This window comes from Mitsuaria sp. BK041, assembly GCF_014193085.1.
Taxonomy (GTDB): Bacteria; Pseudomonadota; Gammaproteobacteria; order Burkholderiales; family Burkholderiaceae_C; genus Roseateles.
Map to the genome: position 1 here is coordinate 881,309 of NZ_JACHYT010000002.1, position 17,234 is coordinate 898,542.

The following is a 17,234-nucleotide window of genomic DNA, read 5'->3' on the forward strand; positions in this document are numbered from 1 at the left end:
GGCGGCACAGCCGTGCGCCGCCGCGGTCCATTCAGCGGACTGTCGAATCCGCCAGGGAACGAAGATTCAGGTGGGCCTGCAAGTCGCCCGGCGAGGCCGTGGCGCGCAACGGAATCAGCACTTCCTCGCCGGCGCGGATGTCGAGCGCGTTGTCCGCCAGCTCGACCTCCAGCGGTCCGAAATCGATCCACACCGCGCGGGCGAAGGACCGGGTCTTGATCGCGAGCCGCCACGCGTCGGGGCCGCCAGCGGGATCCCGCTCCAGGCGCGTCTGGAAGCCCGGATCGGCCAGCTTCAGCTCGCGGGCGGGCACGAAGTACACGGTCTGGCGGGCCACCGCGCGGCCTTGCACCAGCAGTTCGACCTCGGCCACGGTGCGCGCCGGATCCGCGCCTTGCAGCAGCTCGGCATCGGCGCGGTGCCAGACCGGCGTGACGGCCAGCGGCCGCGCGACCAGAGTCGTGCGCTCGGTGCGCAGCACGCGGCCGTCCAGGTCCGACACGCGCAGGCGCAGTTCGGCGTCCTGGGGCTGGGTCCTGTCGGACACCACCGCGATCTCGGTCCCATCGGCGCGGCGCAGCGCCGTCACCGTCGTGTCCGCGTAGAAGCGGCGCGCGTGGAACTGCAGCGCCTTCCAGCGACCGGAGACATCGACGCTGGACCAGGACGCGCCCGGCCACACGTCGTTGAGCTGCCAGTAGAGCGAGCCCATGGACCGCGGGCGCCGGCTGCGCAGATGGCTGGCCGCCAGCTCGATGCCCTCGGCCTGCATGACCTGGCTGAGGTAGACGAAGGACGCGAAGTCCTTGGGCTCGCCATAGCCCTTGCGGATGTAGAAGAGCAGGCGGTCGTTGCCCACGTCGGGTCCCGCGGCCACGCCGAATTTCTGATGCGCGCGCATCACCGGCGAGTCCAGCCGCAGGTCCTGCGGACCGGCGAAGCGGGCGATGGTGCGCATCTCGGGATAGGACTGCAGGCCGTACTCGGACATGAAGCGCGGCGTGGTGTCGAGGAAGGTCTCGACCGGCGCGGAGCCGCCCCACACGCGCCAGAAATGCACGTCGCCATCGTCCATCTGGCCGGACGGTCCCTCCAGGTCGACGCCCGGCGAGGTGGCCCAGTAGGGCACGTCGGGCGCCTCGCGCTGGACGACGCCGCGCAGCACCTCGCCGAAGAGCTTGAGGTTGGCGCTCCACAGGCGCTCGCGCTCGTCGGGGGACAGCTTGTTCTTGAAGGCCAGCGTGGCGTCCCAGGTCTCCCAGTCGGCCTGCACCTCGTTGCCGCCGCACCAGAGCACGATGCTCGGGTGGTCGCGCAGCCGGCGCACCTGCTCGATGGCCTCCTGGCGGACGTTCTCCTGGAAGGCGGTGTCGGCCGGCAGGATGGCGCCGCCGAACATGAAGTCCTGCCAGATCAGCAGACCCAGCGCATCGGCCTCTTCATAGAACGCGTCGCTCTCGTAATAGCCGCCGCCCCACAGGCGCAGCATGTTCATGTTGGCGCGCCTGGCGCTGAGCAGCAGCGCCCGCTGGCGCTCGCGCGTGACGCGGTTGGGGAAGCTGTCCAGCGGGATCATGTTCGCGCCCTTGGCGAACACGGGAATGCCGTTGATGACGAAGGCGAAGCTCCGGCCCCAGGCGTCCTTCTCGCGCCGCAGCTCGACGCTGCGCAGGCCGGTGCGGCGCTCGGCATGGGCCCGCTCGACGCCGTCCTGCGTCAGGCTGGCGCGGAAGCGATACATCGGCTGCTCGCCATAGCCGGCCGGGAACCAGCGCCGGGGCTGCTCGATGCGCACCGGCACGCTCAACGCGTTGCGGCCCGGGTCCAGCACCACGTCGCGGGTCAGCGTGAAGGGCGCGCCCTCGGGCGGCGTCACCTCGACCTGCAGCCGGGCGCTCCCGCGGCGGCCGGCCTGCACCTCCAGCTCGGCCGCGAGCTGCGCCACGCCTTCATCCACACGCGGCTGGCGCACGTGGAAGTCCTCGATGCGCAGGTGATCCCAGCTCTCCAGACGCACCGGCTGCCAGATGCCCAGCGTCACGAAACGCGGGCCCCAGTCCCAGCCGTACTGGTACTGCGCCTTGCGGACGTAGGTGGCGGTGGCCACGCCCTTGGGCTCGTCGCCGAACTGCGAGTCATAGGCGCCCGGCAGCGCGTAGGGCTGCTTCAGCAGCCAAGGCTGCATCTTCCTGATCGGCGATTGCAGCCGCACGAGCAGCGTGTTGCGGCCCGGCTTGAGCAGCGCCTTGGCCGGCAGACGCCAGCGGCGGAACATGTTGTCCGTGGCGGCTAGGGCCTGCCCGTTGAGGCTGACCTGCGCGAAGGTGTCCAGGCCGTCGAAGACCAGCTCCACCTGCTCGCGCGACAGCGTCGCGGCGTCGACGTCGAAGGCCAGCCGGTACTCCCAGTCCGACAGGCCGATCCATTGCAGCCGGGCTTCGTTCTCGCCGTGGAAGGGATCGGGGATCAGGCGCGCGTCCAGCAGGTCCGTCTGCACCGTGCCGGGCACGGTGGCGCCGCGCCAGTCCGCGGCCTCGGGGTGCGCCTTGGCAGCCTCGGGATCCGCGAGGCGGAACTGCCAGCCGCTGTTCAGCGGCTGCGTGTGCAGCTGCGCCAGCGCCCAGGGCGCCGCGCTGCCCAGCAGCGCGGCCAGGCCCAGTCCGCGCAGCGCGCGGCGGCAGCCGGTCAGGAAGGAGATGGGAGGCATCTTGGGGGCGTCCTCGATCAGGGCCGGGCGGGTTCGGCGGCCAGCAGGCGCGCCGCGTCGATCGCGTACAGCGGGCCGTGGATGGGCGCGGTGAAGCGCAGGCACAGGTCCTGCACGCCGGTCAGCGGTGGCAGCGGCGCCTTCAGCGTGAAGGCCTGCGGCGCGCTGCCGGCAGGCAGCGGCAGCGACGCGAGCAGCGGCCCGGCGCAATCGCCCTGCCGCACCTCGAGCTCGCCCGCCGGCGTGCGCGCCGGGTGCTGGACGACCTTGACCGCGTCCTGCGCCAGGCCGTAGTTGCGGGCCAGCCGGCCGGCATCGACCGCGATGCCCTGCACGCCGTCCAGGCGCGCGCGCGGATAGATCCAGCAGGCATCGAGCAGATTGACGTTGAAGACGGGGGCCCAATCGGTCGCCTCGGTCCGCAGCGGCACGCGCAGGCCCATCTCGCCGGACGGGCAGGCCTGCAGCTGGTTGCTGGAGCGGGTCAGCAACGTCGCGGTGTCGAAGCGCTGCTCGCGCACGGCGGCGAGCGGCCGGCCCGCGGCATCGAAGGCCACCGCGCGCAGCCGCGCGGGCAGCGTGACGATCAGCGGCTGACCATCGGCGCCCAGGCCCGGCGACGCCGGGCCCGGGTCGGAGCCGTCCAGCGTGTAGCGGATCTGTCCATAGCCGAGTTGATTGCCCAGCCGCACCGGCGCCTGGCCGGCGGCGAGCATCGCGGCCGCGCCGCCGTCGATGTCGAACTGCACCGCGAAGGCGCTGTCGGCGGCGTTCACGCCCTGGCGCAGATAGCGTGCCCGCTGCAGCGCCAGACGCGGCACGAAGCCGCGCCAGTCGCGCAGCGCGGCCGGCGACCAGGCCACCTCCGCCACGGCGGCCAGACGGGGGAAGATCGCGTGCTCGCGGTGCCGGCGCGACGGCATGTACTCGGTCCACAGCGCGGCCTCCAGGCCCAGCACGTGCCGGGCGCGGTCGGCGTCCAGGCCAGCGGGCATGGCCTCGAAGGCATGGACCTTCTCGATGGGCAACTGGGCCAGGCGCCCTTCCGGCTCGTCGTCACCCGCGCTCTGCAGGTTGTCGAGGTAGAGCGAGCCCGCCGGCGCCAGCACCACGTCGTGGCCCAGGTTGGCGGCCGCGACGGCGCCCTCGGTGCCGCGCCAGGACATGACGGACGCGCCCGCGGGCAGGCCGCCTTCCAGGATCTCGTCCCAGCCGATCAGCCGGCGGCCGCGGCTGTCCAGGTAGCGCCCGATGCGGCCGATGAACCAGCTCTGCAGCGCTTCCTCGTTGGCCAGGCCCAGCGCGCGGATGCGGGCCTGCACGCTCGGCGAGGCCTTCCACTGGTCCTTGATCGCCTCGTCGCCGCCGACGTGGATGAAGGGCGACGGGAACACCGCCATCACCTCGTCCATCACCTGTTGGATGAAGCGCAGGGTGGATTCATCGGCGTTGTAGAGATAGGGGTTCACGCCGTAGTCGACCGCCACGGCGGGCCGTGGATGGCGGCCCGGGCCGTCGCCGATGTCCACGCCCAGGCGCGGATACGCGGCGACCGCGGCCTGCGCGTGGCCGGGCATGTCCAGCTCCGGCACGACGGTGATCTGGCGCTCGGCGGCATAGGCCACCAGCTCGCGCATCTGCGCCTGCGTGTAGAAGCCGCCATAGCGGGCCGGCTCGCCGCCGGGCGGCGTGCGCCAGCCGCCGATGCGGGTCAGGTCGGGATAGCGCTTGATCTCCAGGCGCCAGCCCTGGTCGTCGCTCAGGTGCAGGTGCAGCACGTTGAGCTTGTGCAGCGCCATCTGATCGACCAGGGCCTTCAGTTCGTCCAGCGGCGCGAAGTGGCGCACGACGTCCAGCATCAGGCCGCGCCAGCCGAAGCGCGGCTGATCGACGATGCGCAGCACCGGCACGTCGACACCGGCGCGCGCGTCATCAGCCTTAGCGCTGGCGTTGGCGCTGGCGCTGGCGTTGGCGTTGGCGTTGGCGTTGGCATCGAACAGCTGCCACAGGCTCACGCCCGCATACAGGAGACCGGCATCGTCGCGCGCTTGCAGCGTGACGCCGGCAGGCGTCACCGCCAGCTCGTAGGCGCCCTTGGGATCGGCGTCGATGCGGGCGTCGCGGCGCAGCACGATCGCGCCGCTGGAACCCTCCCGCACCTGCAGGCGCAGGTGGTGGTCCCGCCAGGCCATGGCGGCGAGGAAGCGTGCCGCGCGCTGTGCACCGCGGTCGCCGGCCGGCACTGCGATGACCGCGCCCGGCGCCAGGCGCAACGCGCCCTGGCCGCGCGTGAGCTGCGCTGGCAGCGGCACCAACGGCAGCACGTCCGCCGTCATCGGCAAGGACGCGGCGGGCGCCTCGGTGCCGGCATGCGCGGCACCGGCACCGGCGGCGGCGAGCGCGAGCACCAGCCGCAGCGCACGCAGCAGGCGCGGCGCGGACGACAGCGGCGGCGTGCGCGGCACGGTCGCGTTGGCGGGACGGCGGGATCGCATCGACCGGGTCCTCAGCGCCGCGACAGCGGCAGTTCGTCCCAGACGGCCGGGTCTTCCGCGCCGATCACCCAGGCGCTGAAGCCGTCGATGCCCGCGGCCTTGACCAGCGCATAACGCTCGCGGAAGCCGCGCGCGTCGGGCATGAACACCCATTCGCGCATCTGGTCGCGCTCGAACCAGTAGTAGGACGTGCGATCGACCTCGTCCCAGCGAATCGTGGCGCCATAGGCGGCGGCCAGCGGGATGGACTCGTCGGCATCGATGTAGTCGCCGACGATGTTGGGCGCCTCCTTGCCGTCCTCGCGCACCGGGTTGCCGGTCGACCAGCGGTAGCCGTACAGCGCGATGCCCAGCGAGAGCTTGTGCTTGGGCACGACCTTGAGCGCGTAGTCCAGGTGCTCCTTCATCCAGGGATAGCCGTCCACCGGTCCGGGCGCTGTCCAGCGGGTGTGCTGGTCATAGGTCATCAGCGACACCAGGTCGGTGACCTTGCCCAGCGCCTCCAGGTCGTAGGCGCCGCGCCAGAACTCCCACATCCACTTGGAGAAGGGACCGCGGCCCGACGCGCCCGGCGCGTTCGGCACCACGGCGACGCTCAGCTGCAGGCCGGCCTTGTGCAGCGCGTCGGCCGTGCCCTTGGCCATGCGCGTGAAGGCGTCGCGATCGGTCCAGGCGATGTTCTCGAAGTCGTACTGGAAGCCGATGAAGCCGTGCTCCTTGGCAGCACGCAGCAGCGACGCGTTCATGCGCGCCTGCGCCTGCTCGTCGTGCAGCAGCTTGTGGAAGCCCTCGCGGGTGGTCGTCATCGACACGATGGGCATCACCGGCACGCCCTTGCTCTTCGCGAGCGACAGCACGAAGGGATTGGGCGCGCCGTTGACCAGGCCGGCCGCGTCGACGCCGTACCAGGTCGGCACCAGCAGGTCGACCTTGTCGGCGTGGGCGACGAAGGCGTTGACCGACTTCTGGGTCTCCATCATGTAGAAGAGCGCGCGCGGCGCGGCCAGGGCCTGCTGCGCGAGGCCCGCCAGGAGCAGCAGCAAGGGCGCGGCACACAGCCGCAGGCACCGGAGGAAGGGGGAATCAGACATGGAGGGATCGGTGGTTGGGTGTCTGGAGATGTCGCGGGCAGGCGCTGCTCAGCGCGACTCGATCTTGAAGACGTAGGCATGGCGGCCCACGGGGTCCTTGGGCACGCGCAGATGCAGGCCCGCGGCGTCTTGCGTGAAGGGGATATCGCTGCGGTCCGCGAGCAGCGTGACGCGCTTGACCGGCGCCGCCAGCGCGCTGGGCGCCAGCGAGCGGATCAGCAGCTCCTGCCGTCCGTCGTCGCGCGCGGCGGGCCAGCCCAGGCCGATGGCGTAGAGCACCGGGCCTTGCGTGGTGAAGCGGAAATCCTCGGGCGTGTAGGGCTTGGCGTTGCGGTCCTGGAAGGTGCCGCCGACCACTTCCGTGGGGCCTTCGCCGAAGCGGGTCCACGGCCGGCTGCCGTAGATGGCCTCGCCATTGAGCTTGAGCCAGTCGCCCATCTCCAGCAGGATGTCGCGCGCCTGCTCCGGGATGCTGCCGTCGCCGCGCGGGCCGATGTTGAGCAGCAGGTTGCCGTTCTTGGACACCACGTCGATCAACTGATGCAGCAGCTGGCCGGCCGGCTTGTAGGTGTCGCCGTCGATGTAGCCCCAGGAGGCGTTGCTGATGGAGGTGTCGGTCTGCCAGGTCTGCGGCTGGATGCCGACCATCTGACCGCGCTCGACGTCGTAGGTGCCCGCGCCCTGCGGGAAGGCGTCGAGCTTGAAGTCGATGACGGTGGCCTCGCCGCGGCGCGCGCCCTGGTTGTAGTAGTACGCGGCGAAGCTGGGCATGGTGTGGGCGCGCATGCTCGCGTGGCCGATCCACCAGTCGAAATACATCAGGTCCGGCTTGTAGGTATCGACCAGTTCGGCGGTACGGGCGAGCCAGTCGTCCAGCCAGGCCTGGGACACATAGGTCCAGTCATGCGGCAGGTCGCCGTCGTCCTTGCCGTGCAGCTCGCGCAGCTGCGCCGGGCCATAGAGCGCGGCGTAGCGCGGATCGTTGACGTCGGAGGCGATGCGGCGGCCGCCGTCGAAGAACCAGTCGTGCTCGGCGCGGTGCGACGAGGTGCCGAAGCGCATGCCTTCGGCGCGGATGGCCTGGGCCAACTCGCCCAGCACGTCGCGCTTGGGGCCCATGGTGGCGGCCGTCCAGTCGCTCAGGCGCGAGCGGTACATCGCGAAGCCGTCGTGGTGCTCCGCCACCGGGACCACGTAGCGGGCGCCGGCCTGCGCGAACAGCCGCGCCCAGGCCTTGGGATCGAAGCGCTCGGCCTTGAAGCGGGCGATCAGGTCCTTGTAGCCGAACACGGCCGGCGAGCCGTAGGTCGCCAGGTGGTGCTCATGGGGCTTGCTGCCCGCCTGGTACATCTCCCGCGAGTACCACTCGTTGCCGAAGGCCGGCAGCGAGAACACGCCCCAGTGCACGAAGATGCCGAACTTCGCGTCCGCGTACCATTGCGGCGTCTTGTAGCCCTGCAGCGACGTCCAGTCCGCACGGAAGGGGCCGGCCGCGACACCGGCCTGCACCTGGCGCAGCACGCGAGCGCGCTCGCCATCGAACTTGCTCACCGACTGGCGCCAGATGGCGTCGATCTCGGCCGGCGACAGCGTGGCCGCGGTGGGCGCGGTCGGGTCGGCGGCCGGCGCCACCGTGGCCGTCTGCGCGTGCACGCAGGCCGGCCCGAAGGCGGCCACCGTGGTCAGGACGCTCGCGACGGTCATGGCGCTCAGGCAGCGGTGGCGGAAGGTGGACATACGGCGAGGACTTCCTGTGGGAATTCAGCGATCCACCGGCGCGGCGGCATCGGGGATGGGAGCGGGGGCGCGGCTGGCGGGGGCAGGCTTGACCTCGGCGGGGAACGGCGCGGCGCCCAGGCGCAACGCGGCCTGTTCCAGCCGGCTCTCGAGCGCGAGCGCGCCATCGGGCGCGACCACGCGCAGTCGCAGCGTCGCGGCCGGCAGGCCCTTCTCCGCCGGCCACCGGCCTTGCAGCGTGAACGGGGCGGCGAGGTCCGGCAGGCCTTGCGCGCCCTGCCCGATCAGCCGGCCGTCGCGGTCCGTCATGCGCCACTCGGCCCGGTAGCCCAGCAGCGGATAGGAAGGCAGCTGTGCCGCGCCATTGGCCTGCAGCACGGCCTGGAAGCCCGACAGCCCCTCGCCTTCCCAGGCCCAGCCCAGATGCGCCGTCAGCGGCGCGTTGCGCTGCTGGTAGGCGGCATACGAGGGCTTGCGCTGGCGGTGCTCGTCGACCACGCCGTGGTCCACGTAGCCGGCGGTCTCGCCGGCGGCCAGGTTGCGATGCGACTTGTAGTCCTGGTAGATCCAGAAGATCGCGCCCGCGACGAAGTCGCGCCGGGCGAAGGCATCGAGCTGCTGGCGCAGGTTGGCGATGCGCTGGCGGTCGGCCTCGGCGGCGTTCGGCGCGAAGGGGCCGACGAAGCCGTACTCGGAGATGACCAGCGCCTTGTCCGGATAGGTCTTCTGGATGAAGTCCAGCCAGGGCTCGACCTGCTCGGCGGCGCCGCTCCAGCTGCCGAAGTAGGCGTTGGCCAAGAGGAAGTCGGCCTCGTGCAGCGCGGCGTTGTCGCGCCAGGGCGCGATGCTCACGTCGGAGTCCGCGAAGGTGAAGAAGCGTGTGGGGTCGAGCCGGCGGACCGCCGCCTTCATGCGCCGCACGTAGTCCAGGCCGCCGGGCAGGCGCGTGTCGCTTTCGTTGCAGACGCTCCACGCGAAGATGCTGGCGTGGTTGCCGTCCGCGGCGATCATCTCGCCCAGCATCCGCTCGGCCAGGGCCTGCACGCGCGGGTCCTTCAGCTGCGCCTCGCTGAACTGCCACACCGGGATCTCCGGCACCAGCAGGATGCCGTGGCGATCGGCGTAGTCGAGCACCGCGGGCGGCTGCGGATAGTGGACCGGCCGCGTCAGCGTCGTGTGCAGCGCGCGCAGGTCGTCCCAGTCATGCAGGATGCTGCCGCGGGTCTCGGCCAGGCCTTCCCAGGGCGTGTCCTCGTGGCGCGTCAGGCCAGTCAGCCGCACCGGACGATCGTTGACCCAGAGCTTGCGGTCGCGCAGCTCGATGCGGCGCAGGCCCAGCGTGTCGGTGCGCATGTCCAGCACCTGGCCTTGCTCGTCCTGCAGCTCGGTGACCACGCGGTAGAGCTGGCCGTCGCCGATGTTCCACAGCCGAGGCCGCGCGATGGCCAGGTGCAGGTCCGCGCTGCCCTTGCCGCCGGCCGGCAGTTGCAGCGGCTGGCGCGCGGTGGCGGCTGTCGCGCCGTCCGGCGCGAAGGCGGCGGTGACCACCTGCAGGCGGCGCGCGCGGGGGCTCGCGTTCTCCAGTTCGACGCGGGCATCGACCTGGGCGGGTGCCTCGCCGATGATGCGGCCGGCCAGGGCGCCGCTCAGCGTGGCGCGCAGGGTCTGACGGCGCACCAGCGCGCCATCACCGACGCTCAGCCACACGTCGCGCACCAGGCCGCCGAAATGCCACCAGTCGTACCAGACGCTGCCGCTGCCCGCCAGGCGCATCGCGTGGCCGGGAATGCTGCTCGCGGTCGGCCGGTTGTCCACGGCGACCACCAGCAGATTCGGCTGGCCGCGCCGCAGCAGCCCGGTGATGTCGAAGGCATGGGCCGTGTGGCCGCCCTCGTGCTGGCCGACCTCCACGCCGTTGAGCCAGACGCGGCTGCGATAGAACGCGGCGCCGAAGTTCAGCTCGACATGCGCATCCGGCGCGAGCGGCAGCGTCAGGTCGAGCCGGCGGAAGTACCAGCCGGTGCCCTCGAAGTCGACGTCCGGCTCGGAATCGGCATTCCAGGTGTGCGGCACGGCCACGCTGCGCGTGTTCGCCGGCACGGCGCCGGTCCAGCCGGCGGTCACGCCCTCGTCCTTCGGATCGGTGCGGAACTGCCAGCCGTCGTTGACGTCGATGCGCGTGGCGGCTTCGACCAGCGCCGGCAGCATGGCCAGCGGCAGCGCGAGGCTCGCCAGCAGGGCCAGCGGGACGAGCCGGGTCAAGCGTGCCGGACAGGCCTGGCGGACCAGGCGGACCGATTGGACCGACATCGCGCGAAGGAGCGTGAGGAGCTTCATGGCGGCCTCAGCGGCGGCGCGGCGGCGCGGCGGAGCCCCGCACCACGAGCTCGGGCGTGAACTGCTCGGCGCCCAGGTCCAGCGGCCGGCCGGACTGGGCGTGGCGCACGCGCTCGATCAGGCGCAGCGCGGCGCGGCGGCCGATCTCGACCGTGTCCTGCCGCGCGGTCGTCAGCGGCGGCCAGGTGAGCTGCGAGAACGGACTGTCCTCGAAGCCGGCGATGGCCAGGTCGCTGGGCACGTCGAAGCCGACCGAGCGAGCCGCGGCCAGCACGCCGGCCGCGATCTCGTCGTTGCTGCCGAACACGGCCGTCGGCGGCGCGCTCATCGCCAGCAGCTTGCGCGCGCGGCGGAAGCCGGAGTTGAAGTTGAACTCGCCTTCCAGCACCAGCTGCGGATCGACCTCCACGCCGTAGTCGCGCATCGCGTCCATGTAGCCGGCATAACGCTGGACGCTGGACTCGTAGTAGCCCTCGCCCCAGAGGAAGCTGATGCGGCTGTGGCCCAGTTGGATGAGGTGCTCGGTGACGGCATGGGCGGCGCGGCGGTCATCCACGCGCACGCAGTCCTGCATGTCGCGCGGGTCGTCGCCGGCCGAGACGATGCGGATCACCGCCACGCCATGCGCCGCCAGCGCCTGGACCAGATCGCGCTGCTCCGACATCGGCGGCGCCAGCACCAGGCCAGCCAGGCGAGAGCGCCGCACCAGGGCCAGCAGCTCCTCGATGGAGCCGTGGGCCGGCGTGCTGCAGGGATGGATCTGCAGGCCGTAGCCCTGCTCGCGGCAGGCGGACAGCACGCCGTTCTGCAGGCTGACCAGGTAATGCGCGTTCGGGTTGCTGTAGACCAGGCCCAGGGCGAACGAATGCGTGCCGCGCAGGCTGCGCGCCAGCGGATCGGACTGGTAGTTCAGCGCGGCGATGGCTTGGCGCACCCGCTCGCGCATCTCGGGACGCACGGCCGCGTCCTCGTTGATCACGCGGGACACGGTCTTGAGCGACACGCCCGCGGCCTCGGCCACGTCGCGGATCGAGGCGCGCGCGGGCGCGACGGCCCGCGGCTCCTCGGGGGCATCGATGCGCTCGGGCGCGGGGTCGGCGGCTTCGGTGATTTCGGCGGCCTTGCCGGTCCGGGGCGCCTTGACGGTCCGGGTTGCCTTGACGGCCTTGGCCGGCGGGGTCGCGGCGGCCTTGGTCTTGGGAGACGGCTTCATTCGGCCTCCCCCTCGCGCAGGCCGACGCGATAGCCGGCCAGACCGTAGTAGAGGATGTACAGATAGCAGGGCGCCATCAGGGCCAGGAACACGAACTGGAAGTCGTAGTGCTGCTTGAGCACCGCGAAGGCCTGCGGAATGATCGCGCCCCCGGCGATGCCCATGATCAGCAGCGCGGCGCCGCGCTCGGTGGCCTCGCCCAGCGCGCGGATCGCGAGCGGGAAGATGGCGGGCCACATCATCGCGTTGGCGAATCCCAGCGCAGCGACGAAGGCCACCGACACATAGCCCTGCGTGGTCCACGCGCACAGCGAGAGCACGACGCCCAGCGACGCGGACACCGCCAGGTAGCGCTGCTGCGAGATGTACTTCGGGATCAGGACCAGGCCGGCCACGTAGCCCAGCAGCATCGCCACCAGCGTGAACGAGGTGAAGAACTTGGTCTGGTCGGCCGGCAGGTTGAAGCCCGCGCCGTAGGTGCCGATCGCGTCGCCGGCCATCACTTCCACGCCGACGTAGACGAAGAGGCACAGCACGCCCAGCCACAGGTGCGGGAAGGCAAGCACGCCTCGCTTCGCGCCGGTGGCCGCGGACTCGCCGCGGTTGGCCTCGGCCGCGCGGATGTCCGGCAGTGGCGAGCGCAGGATGCCCACGGCCAGCACGGCCAGCACGCCGGCCATGATCATGTAGGGCGTGTGGATCTTCTGCGCGAAGGTGTTCAGCAGGATGTCGCGGGTGGTGGCGTCGGCCGTCTTGAGGCTCTCCGCCAGGCCGCCGACGTCGGACAGCACCACCGCGCCCAGCAGCAGCGGCGCGAGGATGCCGGCCACCTTGTTGCAGATGCCCATCCAGGCGATGCGCTGGGCGGCGCTTTCGATCGGGCCGACGATGCTGATGTAGGGATTGGCCGCCGTCTGCAGCAGCGACAGGCCCGCGCCGATCACGAACAGCCCGGTCAGCGCGCCGGGATACAGGCGCATCGACACGAACTGGCCGAAGACCACCGCGCCCGCGGCGATGACCAGCAGGCCGATGGCCATGCCGCGCTTCATGCCGGTGCGCCTGAACACCGCCGCCGACGGCAGGGCCAGGAAGAAGTAGGACAGGTAGAACGCCATCGGCACGAGGAAGGCGTTCACGTCGTCCAGATCGAAGGCCAGCTTCACGAAGGCGATCAACGGTCCGTTGATCCAGGTGAAGAAGCCCATGATGAAGAACAGCAGGCCAATGATCGCCACCGGACCGAGCGGCGCTCGATGGGCGGGCGGGGAAACGGTTCCGGCGATGGACATGCAGGCCTCCGAGGTGAGCAGACTTGTTTATCTTTCTTGATGACACTGTTGTCAATCGAGTCCCGGCACTGTCTCAGTTGCGCACTCGCGCTAAACAGGGCTCCACCACAGGGGAAAGTCGATTCCCGCTGAGCTTCAAGCGCTGATCGACGAGGGAAAACACCGAGCCTGGAGGGATCAATCTGTCCAATTCAGACATTGATTGACAACAGTGTCATTTGCGCTTGAAACTCTTTCGAATGCGCTCTTCCCTGCCTTCGTTCGAACCCGGCGCGTCCGGCCCTGACGTCTTCTTTCTCGCGGCCGACGTGGGGGGCACCCACGCGCGCGTCGGGCTGGGCCGCACCGTGCAGGCCGCATCCGGCGACAGTCCGGTGGAACTGCTGCACGGCGAGGTCTTCTCCTGCGCGCAATGGCCGGGGCTGGGGGAGCTGCTGGCGGACTTCGTCGCCCGGCTGGCCGATACGCCCTGGGGGGCCGAGGTGTCGATCCAGGCCTGCGTGCTGGCCTGCGCCGGCTACGTGCAGGAGGACCAGGTCGTGAACCGAAACCTGCCGTGGCCGGTGTCGATCTCCGCGCTGCGGCAGCGGCTGGGCATCGAGCGGCTCACCGTGATCAACGATTTCGAGGCGCTGGCGCACGCAGTGCCCTACGTCAAGCCGTGGGACATGCGGCCGCTGATGACGGGCGACGGCAGCGCGGGGGGATTGGCCTCCGGCACGATCGTCGTCATGGGGCCGGGCACGGGCCTGGGCTGTGCCGCGGTGCTGCCGGGCAGCGCCGGGCCGCAGGTGCTGCCGACGGAGGCGGCGCATGTGTCGCTCGCGCCGGGCACCGCGCGCGAGATCGACATCCTGCGTCTGCTCGCGGGCGACCGCGACCACGTGCCGGTGGAGAACGCGCTGTCGGGACCGGGGTTGCTCAAGCTGTACCGAGCGATCTCGACGCTGCGCGGCGAGTCACCCGTGCTGGACACGCCGGCCGCGGTGACGGGCGCGGCGCTGGAGCAGCGCTCGGAGGCCGCGATCGAGGCGCTGAGCACCTTCTGCGCCCTGCTGGGCAGCTTCGCGGCGGACCTGGCGGCGCTTTACGGCGCGCACGGCGGGATCCTGCTCGCGGGCGGCATCCTTCCGCGGATCGAGCCCTTCCTGCAGCAGAGCGATTTCAAGAAGCGCTTCCTCAACAAGGGCGTGCTGGCGCCGTTCCTCGAGCGCGTGCCGGTCCACCTGATCGACCACGGCGACCTGGGCGTGCTGGGGGCGGCGTGCTGGCTGGAGCGGGAACTGCGGCGCGAGTGAACCGCGGCGTCCTCCCGACGCCCCCGTCGACTCCGTATTCCGGAAGTGAGGTCTCGGAAGTTCACCGATGGTCAACGGCCACGCCCGGCAGGACAGTGCGCTTGGGCATTGGATCCAGACGCAATGGCCAAGGCGAAGCCGTTGTAGTTCCGACGCTCAGCCACTGGACAACCCTCCGGAGCAGGAGCAACCGCCATGGATAGCGTTCGTCCGCATTCAGATGAGTTCACGCGAGGTGAACAGCGCAATCACCGTCCGGCCGCCCATGTGCAACTGAGGCGTGTCGGCTCGGCGGATCAGGGTCTTGCGGATGTGCTCGCGAGCAGCCCGCGGCTGATGGCTCAGCGCCGAACGTTGAAGGCCCTCTGCGGACAGCCAGTTCAGCTGAACGATGGCGACAAGGGGCAAGGGGAGGAAACGGCCCCCTCCACGTCGAGCGGCTTGACCGCGAGAAGGTGGGCTGCCGGAGGTTTGGCGGGGTACTTCGGTGCTACGAGGTCGCTTGCTACCGGGGGCTGGATTCCTATGCTGACCCAACTTGGCGGCCTCGCAGGAGAACTGCCCGGGATGCTGTCCGGCCTCACCGATTTTCGGACGATGTTTGCGAGGGGGAATCTTGGGGCACGCGCGCTCGCAGTAGCTCCCGCCCTCGCCTCCTTGGCGTGGCTCCTCCCTCGTTCTTCGTCCACTTCATCGAGCGGAAATAGGATGGCTGGTTGGGGACAAAGCCAGCCACTCTCGAGCCAGCAGAATTCGAATGAAATGAGCTAGCAGGCTGTCCGGAGGTCTTCCATGCGGAGGACGATGTTCTGCTGCAAGGACTGATCCGCAATTCTGATGCGGTACGGACGACCCCATTCACGATGGCGCCGATCTCTATCCGCACGACCACAACTGAATGGCCTTTTTCAGAACGTCGTCCCAGCACTCCTCTTGCACGACCGCCATGTGGTGCAGAGCGACATGGTCAAGGTACTCTGCGACCGCAAGGCGTTGTTGACTGCCGAGCAATGAGAACTCCTCCGACGAAGGACCGAGGGAGATGTAGTTGATGAGGCGCATCAGAAACAGATCTCCGGATCTATCCCTGCTGCCGACCTCGGCGAGTTCCATCAATCTCGGCAGCAGGTATGCGGCGGCCTCAGGCACGAGGAAGCCCAGTGGCCCCCAGGAGACCAACCCGAAATCCACCGCTTCGATGGCTTCACGGGGCTTCCCTCCAAGCATCTCCTCATATTCAATCCGCTCCGGCTCGTAAAGGTCATCAACGATGTACCGGCTCGGCTGACGGAAATCGCCGAATGCTTTGTAGATCCAAGGGATCGGTGAAGACATCTCTTCTTGATTCATCAGCGCATTGTGGCGCCGGTGTCCGCTTTCGCCTTTCGATGCCACCGCGGCTTCAGGCTGGGAGCGCACCTTGGCTTAAGGCACTTACCGGTCGCGAACCCGCCGGCGCTCAGCTGCGTTTGCAGAGATGTCCAGAACCAGCAAGGAACGGGTCTCTGGGATCAGACCAATGTCCCGCGAGAGGCAGAGGCAGCTCTTTCGATGCGCCGATGGCTAAATCGCAGGCGTCAACGGGACGCGCGAGATACTCGCCCGATGGCCGACGAACCGACACGCCCTTCTTCCTCGCCCGGACCCGAGCCGAAGCCACTGGAAGGCCAGCATGATGCGCGGCCACTGTCCCACGAGCATCACGAGCCGGATTTCATCTCGGCCGTGCGTGAGGATCTCTCCGACTGGCGCCAGTGGCTGTCCCGCGCTGTGGTGCTCGCCCTCGCCATCGCCGCGGGCCTTGCGGTGGTGCTGTTCACGTGGGTCAGCGACCAGGCCATCTCGGCGTTCGCCGCGATGCGCAGCTGGTCGCCTTGGGCACCACTGATCTGGACGCCTTGTTGCACGGCGGCGCTCGTCTGGGTGACCCGCCGTTTCGCGCCTGGCGCCGCCGGCTCGGGCATCCCTCAGGTGATGGCCGCACTGTCGACCCGCGTGCCGGCGAGTCAGCGGGGACTCTTCGTGTCGCTGCGCCTGAGCATCGCCAAGCTCCTGCTCGTCTCTGGCGGCTTGCTCGGCGGCCTGGCGATTGGCCGGGAAGGCCCTTCGGTGCAGATTGCCGCGGGCGTGATGCAACACGCGCAGCGGTGGCTGCCGCGACGCTCCGCGCTGAACCATGACGGCCTTCTGGTGGCCGGCGGGGCTGCGGGGATAGCGGCCGCCTTCAATGCCCCGCTGGCTGGCGTGATGTTCGCGATCGAAGAACTGACGCGCAAGCTCGAACAGCGCAGCAGCGGCCTCATCATCGCGGCCATCGTGCTGTCGGGCCTGATGGCGGTCTCGGTCTTCGGCAACGCGAGTTATTTTGGCCGCCTCCGTGTGGACCACCTGACCTGGTCGCATCTGCTTCCAGGCTTGCTGACCGCGATCGGCTGTGGCCTGGCGGGCGGCGTGTTCTCGCGCTTGTTGCAGCGCAGCCTGCTTGGCGGCAACGATCGATTCAGCCGATGGCGCGCCCGGTTCCCGGTGCGTTTCGCCTTCGCCTGCGGGCTGGCAATTGCACTGCTGGGTCTGGTGAGCCATGGCGCCACTGACGGCAGCGGCTATGAGTACACCCGCGGGCTGGTCGAAGGGCATCTCGACCTGCCGGTGCTCTACGTGACCTTGCGGATCGTGGCCACCTGGTTGGCGGTCTGGTCGGGGGTGCCGGGTGGCATCTTCGCGCCGTCACTGGCCATTGGCGCCGGCATCGGCAGCGACATCGCTCAACTCACCGCCACCACCGAAGGCGCTGCCGCATTGATCGCCATCGGCATGACGGCGTTTCTCGCCGCCGTGACCCAGGCGCCGGTCACCGCCTTCATCATCGTGATGGAGATGGTCGACGGCCACTCCATGGTGCTGAGCCTGATGGCAGCCGCCTTGCTGGCGAGTCTGGTGTCGCGCTGGATCAGCGTGCCGATCTATCACCGCCTGGCTCAGGCACAACTCGCGCGACTGCCAGCCGACGCCGCGGAACCCACCAGTCCGCCCTCCCGCGCCTAAGCGCGCTTCGGTCACGGGC

11 protein-coding genes are annotated in these 17,234 nt (G+C 70.0%); 2 read left to right on the forward strand and 9 right to left on the reverse strand.

Features of this window, described 5'->3' with window-relative positions:
- Positions 1–31 precede the first annotated feature (31 nt).
- The 7 genes from FHT38_RS19685 to FHT38_RS19715 are packed head-to-tail and all read right to left on the reverse strand — an operon-like array spanning position 32 to position 12,872.
- Entirely contained in the window at positions 32–2,707 is a 2,676-nt protein-coding gene (locus FHT38_RS19685) for a glycosyl hydrolase 2 galactose-binding domain-containing protein (protein ID WP_221213861.1), read from the reverse strand.
- Positions 2,708–2,724: 17 nt separating this feature from the next.
- Positions 2,725–5,202 (reverse strand): family 20 glycosylhydrolase, encoded by a 2,478-nt coding sequence (locus FHT38_RS19690; protein WP_221213862.1) that lies wholly within the window; start codon positions 5,200–5,202, stop codon positions 2,725–2,727.
- An 11-nt stretch (positions 5,203–5,213) separates the two neighbouring features.
- Positions 5,214–6,293 carry a glycosyl hydrolase family 18 protein gene (locus FHT38_RS19695; protein WP_183492973.1) on the reverse strand — a complete coding sequence of 360 codons (1,080 nt, stop codon included), beginning with the start codon at positions 6,291–6,293 and terminating at the stop codon, positions 5,214–5,216.
- A 48-nt stretch (positions 6,294–6,341) separates the two neighbouring features.
- On the reverse strand, positions 6,342–8,030 hold the full coding sequence (locus FHT38_RS19700; RefSeq protein WP_221213863.1) for an alpha-L-fucosidase: 1,689 nt from the start codon (positions 8,028–8,030) through the stop codon (positions 6,342–6,344).
- Between the two features lie 24 nt (positions 8,031–8,054).
- A complete protein-coding gene (locus tag FHT38_RS19705) occupies positions 8,055–10,367 on the reverse strand; it encodes a glycoside hydrolase family 2 protein (RefSeq protein WP_183492974.1) in 2,313 nt (770 codons plus the stop codon).
- A gap of 7 nt (positions 10,368–10,374) precedes the next feature.
- On the reverse strand, positions 10,375–11,580 hold the full coding sequence (locus FHT38_RS19710; RefSeq protein ID WP_221213864.1) for a LacI family DNA-binding transcriptional regulator: 1,206 nt from the start codon (positions 11,578–11,580) through the stop codon (positions 10,375–10,377).
- The gene (locus tag FHT38_RS19715) at positions 11,577–12,872 is read right to left on the reverse strand and encodes a sugar MFS transporter (RefSeq protein ID WP_183492975.1); all 1,296 of its coding nucleotides are present in this window, start codon (positions 12,870–12,872) and stop codon (positions 11,577–11,579) included. Before FHT38_RS19715 ends, FHT38_RS19710 begins: the two co-directional genes overlap by 4 nt.
- A 239-nt stretch (positions 12,873–13,111) precedes the next feature.
- Between FHT38_RS19715 and FHT38_RS19720 the strand changes: the two genes are divergently transcribed.
- Positions 13,112–14,170 carry a glucokinase gene (locus FHT38_RS19720; RefSeq protein ID WP_183492976.1) on the forward strand — a complete coding sequence of 353 codons (1,059 nt, stop codon included), beginning with the start codon at positions 13,112–13,114 and terminating at the stop codon, positions 14,168–14,170.
- Positions 14,171–14,386: 216 nt separating this feature from the next.
- Here the strand turns inward: FHT38_RS19720 and FHT38_RS19725 are convergent, their stop codons facing one another.
- Both FHT38_RS19725 and FHT38_RS19730 read right to left on the reverse strand, forming a co-directional pair.
- The gene (locus FHT38_RS19725) at positions 14,387–14,578 is read right to left on the reverse strand and encodes a hypothetical protein (RefSeq protein ID WP_091727678.1); all 192 of its coding nucleotides are present in this window, start codon (positions 14,576–14,578) and stop codon (positions 14,387–14,389) included.
- Between the two features lie 468 nt (positions 14,579–15,046).
- Complete coding sequence (locus FHT38_RS19730; protein WP_183492977.1) at positions 15,047–15,520, reverse strand: hypothetical protein; 474 nt, start codon at positions 15,518–15,520, stop codon at positions 15,047–15,049.
- A gap of 255 nt (positions 15,521–15,775) precedes the next feature.
- On the opposite strand from FHT38_RS19730, the gene FHT38_RS19735 reads away from it, so the two are divergent.
- Complete coding sequence (locus FHT38_RS19735) at positions 15,776–17,215, forward strand: chloride channel protein (RefSeq protein ID WP_183492978.1); 1,440 nt, start codon at positions 15,776–15,778, stop codon at positions 17,213–17,215.
- Positions 17,216–17,234: the final 19 nt, after the last annotated feature.